The following is a 17,529-nucleotide window of genomic DNA, read 5'->3' as shown; positions in this document are numbered from 1 at the left end:
GAATCCTTTTATTAAGGATTCCTTTTTTGGTTTTTACCACTTTTTAAATTAACAAAATTCAATTTTAAGCAGATTTATATTTATAAAGAAACCGTTGAAATAGCTTGTTTATAAAGGAATTGTTGCTTTCCGTTACTGGAGACTAGCACTGAAAATTTATCAACAGCAATAATGATTCCAGGTACTCTTACTCCGTTTATTAAAAATATTGTTACTACTCTTTGTTCCTCTATTAATTTTTTATAAAAACCTTCTTGTGTATGCATTAATAGTTACTTCCTCTCTTGAAATTTTAAGATCCCTTTTATGGATGCAAAAGGAACAGGTTATTTATAATTTATTTTTCTTATATTAAGATTTTAAAATTATTATACTTTGTAATTTTTATAATAGGGATCCCCATATAAAAATAAAAGTCCTCACAATGAAGTGAAGACCCTTGTTTTTTTATCATCCGCCAGTATGGCCGTGAGCATATTGTACAATTTTTTCCTCGCTAAGCGCTTTCTGTGTATCAGTTTGATGGCTAGAATTTAACATAAATGTGAATGCAGCTGTAATCCCAATTAAGCTGAAAATTATTTTTCTCATTTTAAAGCCTCCTTCTCAAAGTTTTTTTCTTCGGCTTGATGGCTAAGGTAAAAATAGTCACTTGCTTTTGAACGGTTATTTTCTTGATGGAATAAAACTGCTAATTTTTTAGCGTATTCTTGTACATACTCATGTAGCTCTTCTCTCTCAAAATAAGAGATTCCTGTTTTAATTGTCTTTTCTAATTCGTCAGCAGTTACTTTTTGATTTAATTTTTCTAAAATTAAAAAGTGATGTTCGTACTCTTCATTTTTAAGGTCTCTACAAATTTCTAATCCTTTATCTATAAGGTTAGAAGTTTCCTCTGAATCTCCTATTTTCATATGCTCTCTAGCCTTAATAAAGATTGCTTTATAATCTTTAGGGAGTTCTTGTATTACTTCAGATAAGTAGCGTATTGCTAGTTCAGATAAATTTTGACCAGCATACATTAATCCTAAGTTGTGACGAACAAACGTAATAAATTTTTCTTCACCTGATTTTTTAAATGTATTAATAGCTGTAATAAAGTGTTCTTCAGCTTCTTCAAATTGTTTTAAGTGCGTACAAGCCAAACCAATTAAATTATCACATAACGCAATAGTAGTCTCATATCCTGCATGCTTTTTAAAAATCTCTTTTGCCTTAGTAGCTTCTTTGATAGCCGCCAATGGCTTGTAGATATGATAATGGAAAGTGGATAGTTTGAAGTAAAATTCTGCATGTTCAACTTCATCCGGAATATGGTTTAATAGTTCCTCAGCTTTGTTGTAATGTTCTTTTGCACTTGTAAAGTTACCTGTAATATTTGAATGAATAGCTTTAAAGAAATGGTAGTAGTACGATAAAAACTGATCTGCAGGCACCTCTAATGATTCAACCTTATCAAAACTGTCTTTTCCAATGCTTAAACTATCAACCATATATTGATGACGAAAATCTAAAAGAGAATAGTATAAAAGCAGGTTTTGGTCCTCTTCAATATTGTGTATTTTTTGATCAATTTCAAGTTTTAATTTATGCGCCTTCCCAATATGTCTGGCACGAATCTCTATATACCAGTCATTTAACATTTTTGTTATTTGCTCATTACCCTTTATCGAAACAATCATTATATATTCCCCCATCCTATAGAAGTATGCTAATGTTATATATTACCATTGTAGCAAAATCCCCTTTGCATTTAACTATTTTATATTTATTTTTCAATAAAATTCAGAAAAGTCAATTAATTTGCTTGTGAGGTTCTATCACATTATTATCAGTTTAAGAGAAAAGAGGAAATAAATGCTGCTCTTTTTTACTTTATAAATAAATGTATAATAGTAGAAAAAGTAATTTAAATGAAGAATAGGGAGAAAGAATCCATATGAACAATGATTTTCCGGATTACACAAAAATTTTTGAAGCAACTCAAAGAAGATTAAAAAGCATAAAAAAAATATGTTCACGGAATAAAGAAATAAGTGAAGTAGATACATTAATGTTTTATCTTGTTGGAAATATCAATATAAGAATAAACACTATTTTCCATCTATTAAAAAATAATATTACTGATGGAGTTTTACCTTTGCAGAGGACATTGTTTGAATTGCAAATAGCATTTGATGCTCTTACTAGTGCTAAAGATGAAGATAAAAAGATATATGTTAAGTTATTTAATAAGAAGAACAACTTTGAAACTACTAATAAGTTGAATAGATTCTTCCAAAATAGCAATTCAGAAATAAAAAATATTGCTACTTCTGAAGAAATTGAGTTACTGTCCCAATTTAAAAATACTGCGATAGAAGAAATTAAATCAGAACAATCAAAAGAAAAGATTTCAGTATTTAAACAGTGGTATGAGATAGCGAGCGGAAAAAGTTTGACAGATTTATGTGTTGAATTACAAGAGATAGCTTATTACCAATGTTATGATGAACCTTCAAATTGGGTTCATCCGCAAAGAATAATTGAAAATATGGATATTGAAACATTTAGCCAAGAGATGCCTTATCCCTTTTATCGTTTAATGATAAGTAATATGTATTGGAGTATCGATAAACTTTCAAACAACATAGCTTATTTAGCAGAGTATTATAATATTGTAGAAAGCAATCCGTTATATGAATATGGAGAGAAACTTGTTGAACTAGGTAAGCAATTAAAGCTTTTAGTAGAAGAAGACTAAAAAAACTTCTTGCGGTTTAAAATTACGGTCTTAGATTTCCGTTATTGTGATAGTTGTGGATACGGTGGCTGTGGGCGAATTCGGACACATTATGTATCTAGGAATAGTTCCATTCAGATAACTGGAAATGAATGTGTAGATGTATACATAATAGGAGAGGTACATCAGGGGGATAATCATAAACTGTTTGCTGTAAAAGAAGATGAAAGAGACGTTTTTGCAATTTCGAGATTGTAGTAATGAAAAGGGGATTATTCATGTCAAACAAAAAAGAACAACATATTTATGAACCATTCCAAAATATGAAATTTGATAATAAGCATTGTTTTTTATGTGGGGTAGAATTAAACGATATTAACAGTAGTCTGGAACATGTTTTTCCTAAATGGCTACAAAAAAAATATGACCTATGGAATCAACCACTTACTTTGCAAAATAACACTACAATGCAATATAGACAGTTAACAATTCCATGTTGTAAAACGTGTAATGGCGTTCATCTTTCAGTAGTAGAGGATAAAATTAAGAATGCTGTGAACTTAGGATATGATGAATTTGTTAAGTTAGATGAAAAAACTATTTTTCAATGGATTGGTAAAATTTATTATGGAATTTTGTTTAAAGAACTAAATGTAATGGATTTTACAATTAAACCAATTGAAAATAAAATAATGACGAAAAGTCGTTTAGAAAATTATAAAATGCTTCATGAGTGTCTACAGTCCATACATTTACCAATTCAGTTTCATGGATTCCAACCATGGTCTATCTTTGTTGTAAAATTACATCCAAGTATTACAGGTCATGACTTTAATTTCATTGATTCTATATTTTTATCAGTTTCTATTCAATTGGGAAATATAGGTGTAATTGCAAACTTAGGAGATAACGGTTCAATTAAAAATCGAATGAAAGAAAAAATTAATCAATATGTCGGAATCCCCCTATCTGAGGCGCAATTTATAGAGTTAGTTTCTGAAATGACTTATCATTCCTTTTTGTTAGAAAAAACACCTACACGTTTCCTTATAGGCTCAAAGGAACCAGATGAAGGATATGATATAGTTGGAGTATCTAATTCAGGACGGTTCAAACAATTTGAAGAAAAGGAATTTTCGTATGTATTTAAAACATATTTAGAGCGTACGTTTGGAAGATCTCCAAATAACATATATGATCCAGAAACTAATCGTCGTTTTACCTTGTTACAAAATATAGATGGTAATATAAATGTGCTAAATGCAGATGGCAATGTAAATAATGAATATTATCTAAAAAAATATGGATCTCTTCCAAATTATATGAAATTCAATTAAGCAAAAACTCAATTTTTTTATAGAAAGGACTAATGGTGTAAAAGTGCCACTAGCCTTTTTACATATATCTCGGAGGTCTCCTTGTAGACTACAGAAAAAAGTATTGAACTGTAAAAACTGGTTATTGGAGTTTGATGAATTTTATCTCGAATTCTTAGTAGATTCTATGGGTGTTGGGTTTGTCTTATTCAAAATCAATTATGTTTCATAAACAATCGTGCGCTTTAAGGTAAGAATAGGTATAAAATAATCAATCTTTTTTATAAATACTAAATCCACTCATTTTGACCAATCTTTTTTCTAAACGAGTGGATTTCTTCAACAATCAAAATAACATTTATTAATTTTTATATACAAATAATTACGGATTAATTTGAAGTATAGTAATAACATTTTTTTGAAAGGGTGTATATTAAATGCAGTATTCTTACATTGAGTATTTTGACGCCTGGGAGAAAATATTTCCTAGTGGTAACTTAATAGAATTTCAACAGAAAACTTATATAGAGCTAGATTCCATGACTATAGATAATGATAAGGAAGCTAAGTATATAAAAGGAAGAAAAGCTTTATACCCTGCAAAATGCCCAATATGCCATGACAATTTGTCGTTTAATAAAGGATCTAAAATAGTTAATAAAAATCCGTATTTTTTTCATCTAGATAAAGAACAATGTTTTTCATTTGAATCATTGGCGCATGCTAGAACTAAGAAATATTTATATGAATTATTTAGTAAGGCTGGTTACATCGTAAAAGAAGAAAAAAGACATAAAGACATTTCACGTGCCGACGTAGCGGTACTGCAAACAATTGATGGAAAAGAAGAGCTAAAGTTGGCAATCGAAGTACAAGCGTCTAATATTCGAACTAGTAATATTGCGAAGAGAACAAATATATATTTTGACGAAAATGTACCAACCGCATGGGTGTTAATACTAGATAGTTTCTTTCCACCTAAGGAAAAAGAAGTAAATGGTGAAAAAATATACACGGATAGTTATAGTGGCACAAGAATTAGTAGTTTTAATCCAGAAACAAATTCATATGAGTATACATATATTGCTCCATTAAAAGAGGAGTACTTCTTTGTAACAGGGGAAAATAATAAAGCATTTAACTATTTGATGGATGTATACCATGTTATTGTAACTGTTGATCATAATGGACATGTATTTTTAATTCGAAGAACTCCTGAAAGTTCTAAGTTAAGGGTAGATGCATTATTAGAGAACCGAGAACATTCAACACAAGATGATATATTTCTGGTTAACCGAATAGCAGAGTCTGACATTGTACCAGTATTATTAGAAACAGAATTATTGCGTGCACCAAATAGTGAAAATGATACGAGGCTGAAAAAGAGTACTCAATTAAATGAAGAATTTAAAGGCCAAATCCATAGAAGTGATTCTGATCCCACGAAGTTAGTAGATACTGCTATTGAGTTTGATAAAGCCCGGCAGATAGAGGAAGCATTAAATAGTATAGAATTAGCGAGAAAAACAAGAGAAGAAATAAAAATAGCCTATACTAACAAACTACTAGAGATAGAACAAAAAAAAGCTGAGGAGCGCAGATGGCAAGAAGAAACATTGGCTGAACAAATGGCAAAGGATTATATGTGTGATTTATATGATCAATATAAAAAGGAATTTAGTATGTTAGTAGAACGATTGGAGACAGAAAAGGTTCTATTTGAATTATCTTCAATTGGTAATTGGTATTCTTGGTTGAATTATTTAAAAGAAGAGCGCTATAAGTGGTATATAGTTATAAAAACTTTATTTAAAGGATTTCCAACAACTTTCTTAAGAGACAAGAATGATTTTGAAATATATTTTATTGAGGAACAAAATAGGTATAAAAAATGGATTGAGAGTAGAAGTTTAAATGAGTTTGTAGAGGAATTGCAGCAACATTATGAACAGGAAACAAATAATACTAAGGAAAAAATATTTTATCAAAAGCTTTTGGCTAAGTATGGACAAAAGTTAGATAAAGTGCAAAAAAAAGAAAAAATACAAAGGGAGCAAGAAGAGCTACGTATCCATCAAGAAAAAATAAAGAAAGAGGAAGAAGAACAAAAACGCATTCAATTACAGAAAGAGCAATTATATAGAAAACAAGAGCTTTTAAACAAAGATTATGATGAGATACCACTTTTAACAAAAAATGAAATCGATAATTTTAGAAATAGGTTTTGGGAGGAATACAAATGTATTCCTAAAAAAGAACGCACTGCTTATGAAAGAAAGTATTTTCCTTCAGGACTACCACGGTGGTTTATGAAAGATAAGATTCCCCATGTAGAAAAAGAAATAGAAGCTGAATTAAAAAAGCAAAATAGCAAGAACAAGGAGCATAAAGAAAACTTAAAAGGTAACGACGATGGCTATATTCAGCTGAAGTTATTATAAAAGAAATTTTTATAATGGGAAGATAACTTATATCTCTCTAAACACTATTTCTTTATATTTTAATTTAGTAATTATATTTTTTAGGAGGATACTTATGAGATTAAATAAAAGTGAAAGATCATTGCCTGTATTATTAGCCTATGAAAGAGATGAAAGTGGAAATCTTGCAGTTTGGTGCCCATATTGTGCGACATGGCATCTTCATGGACAAGGAGACGGGCATCGTAGTGCTCATTGTCAAAATAGGAGGAGTCCATTTATAGAAACCGGGTACATCATTAAAAAGGGATCTAAAAAAGATTATGCTTTCGGTAGAACATATTATGACAGTTATGACAACTTAGATTTGAAATATCGTTACTAGAGGGTTTTGCCTTAATTTATGAATCAATTTATAAGTAATGCCAATAAGTTAGTCTTATATAATTAGATAAGATATTAGAAGGAAGTGGAAGTTTAATGGGATATAGTACTCTATCTCTTGATTTTAAAAATAAAGTAGTTGTTGATAAAACGAAGTGGGAACAAATATGGGACGATTGTATGGAACCAGATAGTTTTGCTGAGTATGTGTATATAGTCATTGAAAATGCGGCTCGTCGTTACAAATTTAAACATGACTTTGAACCAGAGATATACATGTTTAATTTAAATAGCCCTTATAAGATAAATCTGAGATTGGGTAATAAAAAATACATATTGATAATGAATCCCTTTGATGAAAGTCAACTTGTTAATGCAGAATAAGGTTATTATAAGTAACATCTATTAATCAAACTCTATTTCAAATCAATATTAATAGCTTTATTGTTTGGAGGAATTATAGTGCAATCTAAATAAGAGCTTGTCTATCATTTTACGAACGTTTTAGCTTTTGAATACATCTGTCTTGAGAAGAAGGTGCTTGGTTTTCCAGAACAAAAAGAAGTGATGTTTAATTACGTTCTCTCTATGCCACAAGGAACCCTAGAGTTTAAAGAATGTTGGATATCCCGTGAATATGTAGAGGGAGAGGAACTGAGAACAGTCCAAGTTACTTTTGAGGATAGTAAAATAAATAAAGCGGTTCGTTTATGGGGATCTAAAAGGAACATAGATGGTAAAGTGCTTGCAATGACTATGGATTTTTTAAATTTAGAGACAAAAGAGCTTGAGTATGAAATGGATATATTAAAAGTGGCGCAGAAAAATTAGTAAATATATTTTGTTTACTGAGAAATCTAGTATTTAGTAGAATGACATAACGTTATGTTACTCTACTTTTTAAACATTTTTTGTAAATCTGAAATAAAGTTATGAAGTTTCTAATATATGCAAAAAATTAATTTGTGATAAAACAAAATTAAAAATACAAGAAAACCATCGTATTTTTCCTTACGATGGTTTTCTAAACGGATGAAAGCCCTATTTCATTAGTGATGAAGAAATTATTATAACATTCGTTATGTATTACGTAAAATATGTAAGTTTTATTAATAAAGATAGGTGATTTTTTACTATTGTAATGGCTTTTTTTCTAGACGTTTAATGACCGTGTACTTTTCCTCATTATTGATATGCAAGGTGGGTACGAGTCTACCTCAATTATTAGATGTAAATGCTAAATTGAAAAATAGTAAAAAAGATACAGTTATTGTTTTTAATCTACTTTTATCTAATGGTATGATTATTAAAGAAGAAATTGATTAGGTCTACATTTATTCAGTGTGAGGTAGGATATATGGGTTAATTATTTAATTATAAGGGAAGAGGAATGAAGTTTCATATTAGGCCTTAATGGACACCTGTTTTAAATAAATTTAATCGTGCTATTATATAAAAAATACAAACGGTTATGGGAAGTAAAGATTCCTGCTGTAAACTTGAATTAAAATAATTAATAAATGAAATGAGGCAAACTATGTACATATCTAGGTTGACACTAAAGAATTTTCGAACTTTTAAAAATGAGACTACTGTCCAATTTCATGAAGGAACTAATGTGATTGTTGGGCATAATAATGCCGGAAAAACAACTATTATAAAGGCACTAGAATTGCTTTTTGATGCTAATAAAAGCAAACGACTTTCTATTGATGACTTTAATAAAAATACAACTTGTGACCAATTAAAAGAATCTGCTCCTAAAATAACCATTTCTGCGACTTTAGTAGAATCAGAAAAAGAAGAAATCTATTCAGATGATTTAGTTACAGTATCAACGTGGTTAACCAAATTAGAAAAACCATATGAAGCTAAATTAACTTATGAATTCTTCTTACCAGAAAAAGAATTAGAAGATTATTATAAAGATATAAGGAAGATAGAAGGAACAAATATTAATGATTATTGGAATGAAATAAAAAATAATTATTTACGGAAATATGTTCATAAAATCTATGTGGGCAATATTGAAAATAAGACTTTAATAGATACAGATAGTATAAATAAGTTTGCATTTCAATTCTTAACAGCTATTAGAGATGTTGAGCGTGATTTATTTACTGGAAGTAATACGCTCTTGAAAGAAGTAATCGACTTTTTTATAGATTATGAAATAAAAACAGATATTTCCATTACGGATGAAGAGAAAAAAATTAAAATTAGGGAAAAGAAAGAATTATTTTCTAAAGGTGCCCAATCTCTCATTCAGTCTCTTCAAGATAGAATGAGAGAAGGAAAAAAACATATGCTTCAATATGTAGAAAACACCGGAGCAGCCTTTGATAAGATGCAACCTTCTTTTGAAGGAGGAATTCTAGATACAGAACTGTATTCTGCACTGAAACTTATTGTTGAAAATGAAACAGGAATTAAACTACCAGCAGTTAATAATGGGCTAGGATATAATAATTTGATTTATATTTCATTGTTATTAGCCAAAATGCAAAAAGATGCTTCAGGAGAATATTTAGGAACGAATGCAAAAGTATATTCAATTTTAGCTATAGAAGAACCCGAGGCACATTTACATCCAAATATGCAATATAAATTTTTGAAATTTTTAAAACAAAATCGAGAAACAGAAGTAAGGCAAATCTTTATAACTTCGCATTCTCCCAGTATTACAGCGGCTGTTGATTTAGATGATATTATCGTTTTGTATAAAAATGAAGAAGAGACAAAGGTTGCATATCCAGGGAAGGTATTTAATGAGAGTCTAGATGATATAAAATCGAAAAAATATGTTAAGAGATTTATTGATGTCACAAAGGCAGATATCTTTTTTGCAAGAAATTTAATATTTGTTGAAGGATTAGCAGAGCAGCTAGTTATTCCAGAATTTGCAACAGCTTTAGGATATGATTTAACGGATACTCATACATCTGTAATAAACATTGGAGGGCGTTATTTTGAACATTTTTTAAAATTGTTCGATACTTCTAAAAATCCTAACGCAATTGAAAAGAGAATAGCATGTATAACTGATTTAGATCCTGTTAGAAAAGAGAAAGGTCGTAAGGGTGCCAAATGGGTTACTTGCTCAGTATTGGCATTAAATAACGATATAGAAAAATATGATTATAATTCATGTTCAAATCTTTTTGTTAACAAATCTAAAAGTAACTCTAGTAACCACATAAAAACTTTTACCCAAAAGGAAAATGAAAGCTGTACATTTGAATACGATCTTATACTTCATAATATAACTTGCGAGAAATTGATTACAGATTCAACTTCTAATCAAGAAGAAATAAGAGATTTAATGCTTGCATATAAAGAAGATAAATCAATTAACGATATGTTAGAGTATATAAAAAACAAAGAATATAAAGCAAAAAAGGAGATTGAGCTGCAAAATACTCCAATTTTAGATGATGATAAGAAAAAACATATTATTGCTGATAGATATTTAATGTCAATATCCAAAGGTGAATTAGCACAAGAGCTTGCACATGAAATTTCAATAATGGAACCATCAGATAACATGATTGTTTGTCCAAATTATATAAAAGAGGCGATAAAATGGATTTGTCAACCGCAATAAAACTTAAAAGTAGTAATGATAAAATTCAGATAGACAATCATTTTAAACTATGTGCAGGTCCAGGTGCCGGAAAGACGTCGTTTTTAATAAATCATATAAATAATATACTTTCTCATTCTACAAGGTTATCAAAATCAAGAAGAGTAGCATGTATTACTTATACAAATACAGGGGTAGAAACTATTCTTAGTCGCTTAAATAATATGACTAATGAGATTGAAGTTAGCACTATTCATAGCTTTCTGTATAACCATATTGTAAAACCTTATTTATGGTTACTAGATGATATTATATTTCCTTTAGATAAGTTAGATGGTCATGATGATATTAAACCCGGATACACTTTATTAAAGACATATAAAGAAAAGAGTAATCAAAATTGGATTACAGATAATCAAAAACTTTCAAAAGCATTAAATAAATTAACTTGGTATATTAATGAACAAGATGTAATAGAATTAAAGTTTTTAAAATCTTATCATGGAAAATTATCGGAAAAAACAAGTGTAAAAAGAGATTCTTATATGTTATATAAAAAGCTTTGTTGGGAACAAGGATTATTGAGTCATGATGATGTTTTATATTTTAGTTATCTTCTTATAAAACGAAATAAAAAGATTAGAGAAATTATAAGAGCAAAATTTCCTTACTTTTTAATTGACGAATTCCAAGATACAAGTCCTTTACAAGTAGCTATAATCAAATTGTTAGCTAAAAAAGAAATGGTAGTTGGGGTTATTGGAGATCCTTGTCAATCCATTTTCTCTTTCCAGGGGGCTAATGTAAGTACTTTCAGTCAATTTTATTTAGAGAACATGAGTTTATATGTATTAGAGAATAATCATAGAAGTACTGAGCAAATCATATCTGTATTGAATTATGTGAGAAAAGATGAACATTTTGTTCAGCATAGTCCGGATAACAAATTAGGAAACAATCCAACTATATTAGTTGGGGATGCTCTTACATGTTATTATCAATTTAAACAGAACTGTAATGATGAAGAATGGTGTGTTTTAGCTTATCGGAATGAAACAACTAATGGTATTGAATTCGGTATAGAAGATTTACTATTAGATGATATTAATGATTTATTATATAAAGATGGAAAACGAGGGAAAATGATTTATTTTCTAATACATGGAATTGAATATGGGAGACAGTTAAAATTAAAAGAGGCACTCAAATTTATAAAAAAAGCGTATAAAGATGAGAAGGGGTTTATGGAAAAAGATGCGATTAAGGTTTTAAAGAATCTGCTCAATGAATATGAAGTTTTTAATTCTATGAGCATTAAGGAATTTTATAACACATATATTTTTAATCAATATGGAGTGAAAAAACAAATTAAGTCTGGTAATATTAGTGATTTTTATCAAAATCTGAAGTATATAAACATGGCTGCTCTAGTAAATGTTGCTGATGATGCAAGTCTTTTCAAAACCATTCATAAATCAAAAGGGGATGAATTTGATAATATATTATTAATCATTCCTGAATCTAAATATCCGACGTTTCTTACTTTTTTATTATCACCAGATATGAATAAAGAGGAGCATAGAGTATACTATGTAGCTTTAAGTAGGGCCAAAAAGAATTTATATGTGAATCTTCCCAAGCTTACTGAAGAGGAAATGAAATTAATAAAGAATTTTGATAAAAAAGTACTTAGTAAGGAATTAGTATTTAATTAACAATACACATTTATAAATATTTATTTTCACTTTATTCAAATTGTCTTCTTTCTAATCGATCAACGGCTTCACGTTTCTTCTCATTATTAATATTCGTATATATACTAGTAACTTCTACGGATGTATGACCAAGTTGATCCCGGAGTAATACAAGATCTTTGTTTTCCTTATAATGATTGGTAGCATATGTGTGTCGTAGTTTATGAGGGCTACGCTTCTCATCAAATGCACTTGAATATTTGTCACATAACTTCTGAATAGCTCTAACAGTTAGCTGCGTATATTTTCCTTTATAGTTTGTTACGAAAAGTAAGTTTTCATCCTGAGGACAGTTATATTTACTAGGACGAACTTTAATATATTCCTGAACATCATCTAAGCAGGACCGGGTGGCTAATATGGAAGATCTTTTATTACCTTTACGAGTCACTTTTACCGTTCCCTGACGGAAGTTTATACTAGAGATAGTAAGACTAGCTACTTCAGATACTCGAAGGCCAGTACCCAAAATGAGGCTTATGATGGCTATATCTCTTTCTTTATCCCGTTGAAAAAAACTATACTTTCGTGGTGATATATCTTTCAACATTTCTCCGTAATCATTTGCTAAAAATTGAAGAAAGGCAACATCATCTTTTTCATTAAATATCATGTTTGCAACATCATCTGCTCTTGCAGCTGCATCTACTTTCTCCTTATGCAGTTCAATTTTCTCCATTACATTACGTGAGATGTAATTTTCCCCATGTTCATTCTCTGTATTTTGAGCTAAGTACTTAAATAGGGATTTTAAAGCAGAGAAAGTTCTGTTAATAGCTCTTGTCTCAATACCTTCTCCCTGGAGATATCTTTGAAAAGTTCTAGCTTCATTTAATGGTAGATTTTCTAGTGTTGTAATTGGTACATCACATATATTAGTGACCACCTTACCGTTTTCAACGGCTAATCGATTACTTATAAGCCATTTTAGAAACTTTTCAAATTCAGTAATGTAAGCATACAATGTAGCGGGGGAGAGGGCTGTTTTCATTTCTGCATACTCTATGATATACCAGGGCATTTTACTTTTATGTTTATCTATTAGTATTTTAAACTTTTCTTTTTCTTGGTTACTCATGTTGTACACCTCAAATCAAATAATGTAAATTAATTTTTAAACTAATACTTAAACCGATATTTAAACTAACTATTCGAATTTTTGAGCTAGAATACTATTTTAATAAATAGCTGGATTACATTTATGGATACCATACTAGTTTTTGAAAAAGATGAGAGGTATCAATATATGATTGATACCTCTACTATACTCAATTCTATGAAATCCATCAAACTGTTCGTTAAATACACTTTTAACGAACAGTTTGATGATAATAAATTACTTTACATTATAAACGTCTTTGTTCTGCAATAGATAATTCTACATGTATTTACTTAATATTCTAATTTTTTATCAACTAATTTTTACAGGATTTTACTGATGTTTTGAATAATCACCTTGAACTTTTTATTTAAATGACTGAATTCGGGATGTTGTAAAATAAGATTGAAGAAAACGTTAGTTACTTTATCAAAAAAGACTCTTCTACAAACATAAAAAATTTTCTTCAACAGAGAAAATCCAAGCAGTGAAACGATATTTAGATGGTACAGAAAGCGGAAAAACAATTGCTAAATCTATAGAAGTTACTCCTAGCTTACTTCGTGAGTGGATTAGACGATATGAATCTTCAGGTGAAAATGCTTTTGAAAAACACTATACATCCTACTCTACCCAGTATAAACTAGACGTACTTAATTATATGAATGAACAGGGGACATCTATCAGAGAAACAGCGGCACTTTTCAATATTCCGTCTTATGAAACACTTCGGAAATGGAAAATAGTTTATGAAACAGGAGGATTGGATTCCCTACATTCAAAGAAAAAGGGGCGTCCAACCATGAAAGATAAAAAAATAAAACCAGTAGTAGAGGGCTCAATAGAAGCACTACAAGCGGAAAATGAACGTTTACGTATGAAAAATGCATATTTAAAAAAGTTAAATGCCTTAGTCTAAAACAAGAAACAATAACCAAACAAGACAAAGCCCAAGTAATCTATGAGTTAAGGCATGAATTTCCTGTCAAAGAGTTACTTCAACTCGCAAATATTCCACGTAGTACGTACTATTACTGAATCAAACGGTTCAATCGTCCTGATTCAAATTCGGAGTTAAAAGAACGGATTCAAGCTATTTATGATGAACATGGTGGGTGTTATGGGTATCGTCGTATGAAAGAATTAGGGTTAAAATGTCTGGTTCGTATAAAAAATATCGCTCTTACAAAGGAACAGTTGGGAAAATTGCGCCGAATATTTTAAATCGCAACTTCCAATCTGAAAAACCAAATGAGAAGTGGGTTACAGATATTACGGAGTTTAAATTATTTGGGGAGAAGTTATACCTATCACCAATGTTAGATTTATTTAATGGTGAAATTATTACGTATACAATTGGTTCAAGACCAACCTATTCCCTTGTTTCAACGATGTTGGACCAAGCCCTTGAACGTGTAACAGATCAAGATAAACTCTTTATTCATTCTAATCAAGGGTGGCACTATCAAATGAAACAATACTGTCATTCTCTTAAGTAATGTGGCATAACACAAAGTATGTCTCACTTCGGAAACTGTTATGACAATGCCGTTATTGAAAATTTTTTTGGTATCATGAAATCAGAATTTCTGTATTGAAAAGAATTTGAAGATATAACACATTTCAAACAAGAATTAAGGAAAAATTAAAGGGTATGAGCCCGGTACAATACCGGGCTCATACCCTTTAATTTTTCCTAATGGAACGACCTGTCTAACTTTCGGGGGTCACTTCATTTGTATTAGATTTAGATACAATAATTTATAATTCTAACGATTCAACAAGAATTAAAGTGAATAGAAAACAAAGTTTATAGACTATACAGTAAAATAGAAATAAAAACATAGACAAAATAAAATAGTCTATAAAAGAGGGGGAATTTCTTCCCTTCTCATAATGTACAAGCTATTCAAAATGAATTAAATTAAGGGTTTAGCCACCATGATTTCCGTGTACGTACTGAATAATATCAATAGATTTCTGTGTTTCTGTAGGGGATTGGGCACCAAACATTAAAGTAAAAATAGTAATTACACCAACTAAACTGAGAATTGTTTTTTACTTTAAAGTCTCCTTCTCAAAAGCTTTTTTTCCTGCTTGAGAACATGAATAGAAATAATGACTTGCAGTAACATGGTTATTTTCCTTATAAAATGCAGTAGCAAGATACTCTTCGTATTCCTTAATGTATTCAAAGAGTTTTTGTTCTTTAAAATATGATACACTTTCTAACACTGTCCTTTCCAGTGCTTCGGTAGGAACATCTCTATTCATTGCGTCTAAGATTTTAAAATGGTGTAGATACTCTATATTATCAACCTCTTCACAAACGGAATATCCTTTTTCTATGAGATCTTTTGCAACAGAGTGATTTCCTTCCTTTATATGTTCTCTTGCCTCAACAAATAGTGCTTTATAATTGTTAGGGATTTTTTGATTTACCTCCGAAAGATATCTAATAGCTAATGGTGAAAGGTTTTGAATAGCATACATTAATCCTAAATTTTGACGCACCATTAAATTGGATTGCTCTTCGTCTATTTTTTGGAACATATCCATTGCCTGTATGAAATATTCTTCAGCTAGCTCCCATTCTCTCAAATTAGTACAAGCTAAGCCCATAAGATTATCGCAAAATGCTACGTTAATCTCATACCCAGCATGTTGACCAAAGATTTCTCTTGCCTCTGATATTTTTTTATAAGATAAGAGCCATTGATATATGTCATAATGGAAAGCTCCAACTTTATAATAAAAATGCGCTTTTTCCAATTCATCAGGAATGCAGTTCAAAAGAGTTTCAGCTTTTTTATAACTCTTTTTTGCGGTTTGATATTTGCCAATAGTAGAGGCATGAATCCCTTTGAAAAAGTGGTAATAATAAGCTAAGAAATTATCTGTAGGCATATCAAAACTCTCATATACATCAAAACTGCTTTGTGAAACATTTAAATTATTAATTAAAAATTGATATTTAAAATCTAGTAGTGAGTAGTAGAGTAATAAATTCTGATCTTCTTCAATGTTATGAATCTTATAATTAATTATTTCTTTTAATTGATGAGCATTTCCTATACGTCTTGAGCGAATTTCAATATACCACTTATTTAAAAGCTTTGTAATTTCATTATTCCCCCGCATTGAAACAGTCATTATCTAATTCCTCCATTCTGTCGAATAAAATATCCTATCTCTTTATTAAGAGCTAGGTAAAAGTCCTAAGGATTGTATATTGTAACCCGTAAGCAAATGCGCTTATATTTTACAAAAAGAAATGGATAGAGTCGGTATGATAAAATTGAAATTAAAAATTTTAACATATCTTTAATTTAGAGTGGCAAGGGGAGTTTCTATCTTACTTATAAAATAGTAACTCAAAAGAATTGAAACATTAGAATGTATTTTTCTAATAGAGTTCATGGGATAGTAGAGCGGAATAGAGATTGCCTGAAATTATTGAATGTATTTAAATATTATTTTAAATTGCTTTACTATGAAATGTCTTGTTTGTTTGTCCTAAAGACAAATTAGATATAAAAGGAATTTTTGTATAATTCTATATGAAACATGCTGATTTACAATGGATTTTAATAATAATTAGAAATAACAAGAAATGAATATTTTTGAAAGATAGCAAGATGTTTCATAATGAGAGGGGGTTGTATTTTGTACGTATGATATTCATTAAATATAGTAGAGAATAATAGAAAGAATGAAACATTTGAAGAGATTCAAAAAATGTGGGAGGATACTATGATTCTAAAAAGTTGTGTGATTGGTATGGAAATGAAAAATTTCTTCAAATGGAAGCACTATCAGCCTGATATTACCTTATTACTGATCTTCAAGAAAAAAATATATCAAGCAATAATAAGTTGATTAGGAAGATTACTTTTTTATCTGTAACAATGTATGGAGTCGGCTTTATTAATATACCAATAAGAAGTGTGAAATATTAATAGAGAAAGATTTTATATCATTGTGAATGAAATCTATGTATTTGGGAAGTATAGAAAATATATTATTAATAGCAAAGTAGGAATCGATTCGTTTTTTATTCCTTCATTACAACATTCTAACCGAATTTATACCATTTATTCACACCCTTACCGTTATCTAATTCTATATTCTCGTCATGTAGCATAATCCCTTTATCCCGATCAGTTTTTTCTCCTTTATTCATATAGTATCAATTGCCAGAATCCCTCAACCACCCTGTCCACATTTCTCCTGTATCAGGTTTAAAATATG

13 protein-coding genes and 1 pseudogene are annotated in these 17,529 nt (G+C 29.7%); 9 read left to right on the top strand and 5 right to left on the bottom strand.

What is annotated here, in order from left to right; all coding sequences use genetic code 11:
• Positions 1-80 precede the first annotated feature (80 nt).
• The 3 genes from hfq to AU379_RS23780 all read right to left on the bottom strand — a co-directional run bounded on the left by hfq (position 81) and on the right by AU379_RS23780 (position 1,682).
• Entirely contained in the window at positions 81-266 is a 186-nt protein-coding gene (hfq, locus tag AU379_RS23785; protein ID WP_061139808.1) for an RNA chaperone Hfq, read from the bottom strand.
• Positions 267-450: 184 nt separating this feature from the next.
• Positions 451-591, bottom strand: a complete 141-nt coding sequence (locus tag AU379_RS30725) for a hypothetical protein (RefSeq protein WP_172794121.1) — start codon at positions 589-591, stop codon at positions 451-453.
• Positions 588-1,682 carry a Rap family tetratricopeptide repeat protein gene (locus AU379_RS23780; RefSeq protein ID WP_061139807.1) on the bottom strand — a complete coding sequence of 365 codons (1,095 nt, stop codon included), beginning with the start codon at positions 1,680-1,682 and terminating at the stop codon, positions 588-590. The genes AU379_RS30725 and AU379_RS23780 overlap by 4 nt, the downstream gene beginning before the upstream one ends.
• Before the next feature lie 257 nt (positions 1,683-1,939).
• On the opposite strand from AU379_RS23780, the gene AU379_RS23775 reads away from it, so the two are divergent.
• The 8 genes from AU379_RS23775 (at position 1,940) to AU379_RS23740 (ending at position 12,140) form a co-directional block, all read left to right on the top strand.
• A complete protein-coding gene (locus AU379_RS23775; protein WP_061139806.1) occupies positions 1,940-2,743 on the top strand; it encodes a DUF5677 domain-containing protein in 804 nt (267 codons plus the stop codon).
• A 257-nt stretch (positions 2,744-3,000) separates the two neighbouring features.
• A complete protein-coding gene (locus AU379_RS23770; protein WP_061139805.1) occupies positions 3,001-4,059 on the top strand; it encodes a hypothetical protein in 1,059 nt (352 codons plus the stop codon).
• Positions 4,060-4,475: 416 nt separating this feature from the next.
• The gene (locus AU379_RS23765) at positions 4,476-6,479 is read left to right on the top strand and encodes a competence protein CoiA family protein (RefSeq protein ID WP_061139804.1); all 2,004 of its coding nucleotides are present in this window, start codon (positions 4,476-4,478) and stop codon (positions 6,477-6,479) included.
• Positions 6,480-6,573: 94 nt separating this feature from the next.
• Positions 6,574-6,843 carry a hypothetical protein gene (locus tag AU379_RS23760; RefSeq protein WP_001238822.1) on the top strand — a complete coding sequence of 90 codons (270 nt, stop codon included), beginning with the start codon at positions 6,574-6,576 and terminating at the stop codon, positions 6,841-6,843.
• 95 nt (positions 6,844-6,938) lie between these two features.
• Positions 6,939-7,226, top strand: a complete 288-nt coding sequence (locus AU379_RS23755; protein ID WP_061139803.1) for a hypothetical protein — start codon at positions 6,939-6,941, stop codon at positions 7,224-7,226.
• A 135-nt stretch (positions 7,227-7,361) separates the two neighbouring features.
• Positions 7,362-7,673, top strand: coding sequence for a hypothetical protein (locus AU379_RS23750; RefSeq protein ID WP_333491732.1), 312 nt, complete (start codon positions 7,362-7,364; stop codon positions 7,671-7,673).
• A 694-nt stretch (positions 7,674-8,367) separates the two neighbouring features.
• Positions 8,368-10,446 (top strand): AAA family ATPase, encoded by a 2,079-nt coding sequence (locus AU379_RS23745; RefSeq protein ID WP_333491731.1) that lies wholly within the window; start codon positions 8,368-8,370, stop codon positions 10,444-10,446.
• The gene (locus AU379_RS23740; protein WP_061139801.1) at positions 10,425-12,140 is read left to right on the top strand and encodes an ATP-dependent helicase; all 1,716 of its coding nucleotides are present in this window, start codon (positions 10,425-10,427) and stop codon (positions 12,138-12,140) included. The genes AU379_RS23745 and AU379_RS23740 overlap by 22 nt, the downstream gene beginning before the upstream one ends.
• 31 nt (positions 12,141-12,171) lie before the next feature.
• Here the strand turns inward: AU379_RS23740 and xerS are convergent, their stop codons facing one another.
• The gene (gene xerS, locus AU379_RS23735) at positions 12,172-13,257 is read right to left on the bottom strand and encodes a tyrosine recombinase XerS (RefSeq protein ID WP_061139800.1); all 1,086 of its coding nucleotides are present in this window, start codon (positions 13,255-13,257) and stop codon (positions 12,172-12,174) included.
• Positions 13,258-13,735: 478 nt separating this feature from the next.
• On the opposite strand from xerS, the pseudogene AU379_RS29870 reads away from it, so the two are divergent.
• Positions 13,736-14,968, top strand: a pseudogene (locus tag AU379_RS29870) (IS3 family transposase); the annotation flags it as partial.
• Between the two features lie 368 nt (positions 14,969-15,336).
• Here the strand turns inward: AU379_RS29870 and AU379_RS23720 are convergent.
• Positions 15,337-16,431, bottom strand: coding sequence for a Rap family tetratricopeptide repeat protein (locus AU379_RS23720; protein ID WP_061139798.1), 1,095 nt, complete (start codon positions 16,429-16,431; stop codon positions 15,337-15,339).
• Between the last annotated feature and the right edge of the window lie 1,098 nt (positions 16,432-17,529).

The organism is Bacillus sp. JH7, from assembly GCF_001563515.1.
GTDB classification, from domain to species: domain Bacteria; phylum Bacillota; class Bacilli; order Bacillales; family Bacillaceae_G; genus Bacillus_A; species Bacillus_A cereus.
Note: the sequence above shows the minus strand (reverse complement) of the source record. Positions and strands in the feature narration are given on the sequence as shown.

Excerpts from the sequence above, each read along its gene's own strand:
- AU379_RS23755 (WP_061139803.1), top strand. The coding sequence starts at position 6,939 with ATGGGATATAGTACTCTATCTCTTGATTTTAAAAATAAAGTAGTTGTT.
- AU379_RS23745 (WP_333491731.1), top strand. The coding sequence starts at position 8,368 with ATGAGGCAAACTATGTACATATCTAGGTTGACACTAAAGAATTTTCGA.
- AU379_RS23740 (WP_061139801.1), top strand. The coding sequence starts at position 10,425 with ATGGATTTGTCAACCGCAATAAAACTTAAAAGTAGTAATGATAAAATT.
- AU379_RS23720 (WP_061139798.1), bottom strand. The coding sequence starts at position 16,431 with ATGACTGTTTCAATGCGGGGGAATAATGAAATTACAAAGCTTTTAAAT.
- AU379_RS23775 (WP_061139806.1), top strand. The coding sequence starts at position 1,940 with ATGAACAATGATTTTCCGGATTACACAAAAATTTTTGAAGCAACTCAA.
- AU379_RS23760 (WP_001238822.1), top strand. The coding sequence starts at position 6,574 with ATGAGATTAAATAAAAGTGAAAGATCATTGCCTGTATTATTAGCCTAT.
- AU379_RS23780 (WP_061139807.1), bottom strand. The coding sequence starts at position 1,682 with ATGATTGTTTCGATAAAGGGTAATGAGCAAATAACAAAAATGTTAAAT.
- AU379_RS23770 (WP_061139805.1), top strand. The coding sequence starts at position 3,001 with ATGTCAAACAAAAAAGAACAACATATTTATGAACCATTCCAAAATATG.
- AU379_RS30725 (WP_172794121.1), bottom strand. The coding sequence starts at position 591 with ATGAGAAAAATAATTTTCAGCTTAATTGGGATTACAGCTGCATTCACA.
- xerS (WP_061139800.1), bottom strand. The coding sequence starts at position 13,257 with ATGAGTAACCAAGAAAAAGAAAAGTTTAAAATACTAATAGATAAACAT.
- AU379_RS23765 (WP_061139804.1), top strand. The coding sequence starts at position 4,476 with ATGCAGTATTCTTACATTGAGTATTTTGACGCCTGGGAGAAAATATTT.
- hfq (WP_061139808.1), bottom strand. The coding sequence starts at position 266 with ATGCATACACAAGAAGGTTTTTATAAAAAATTAATAGAGGAACAAAGA.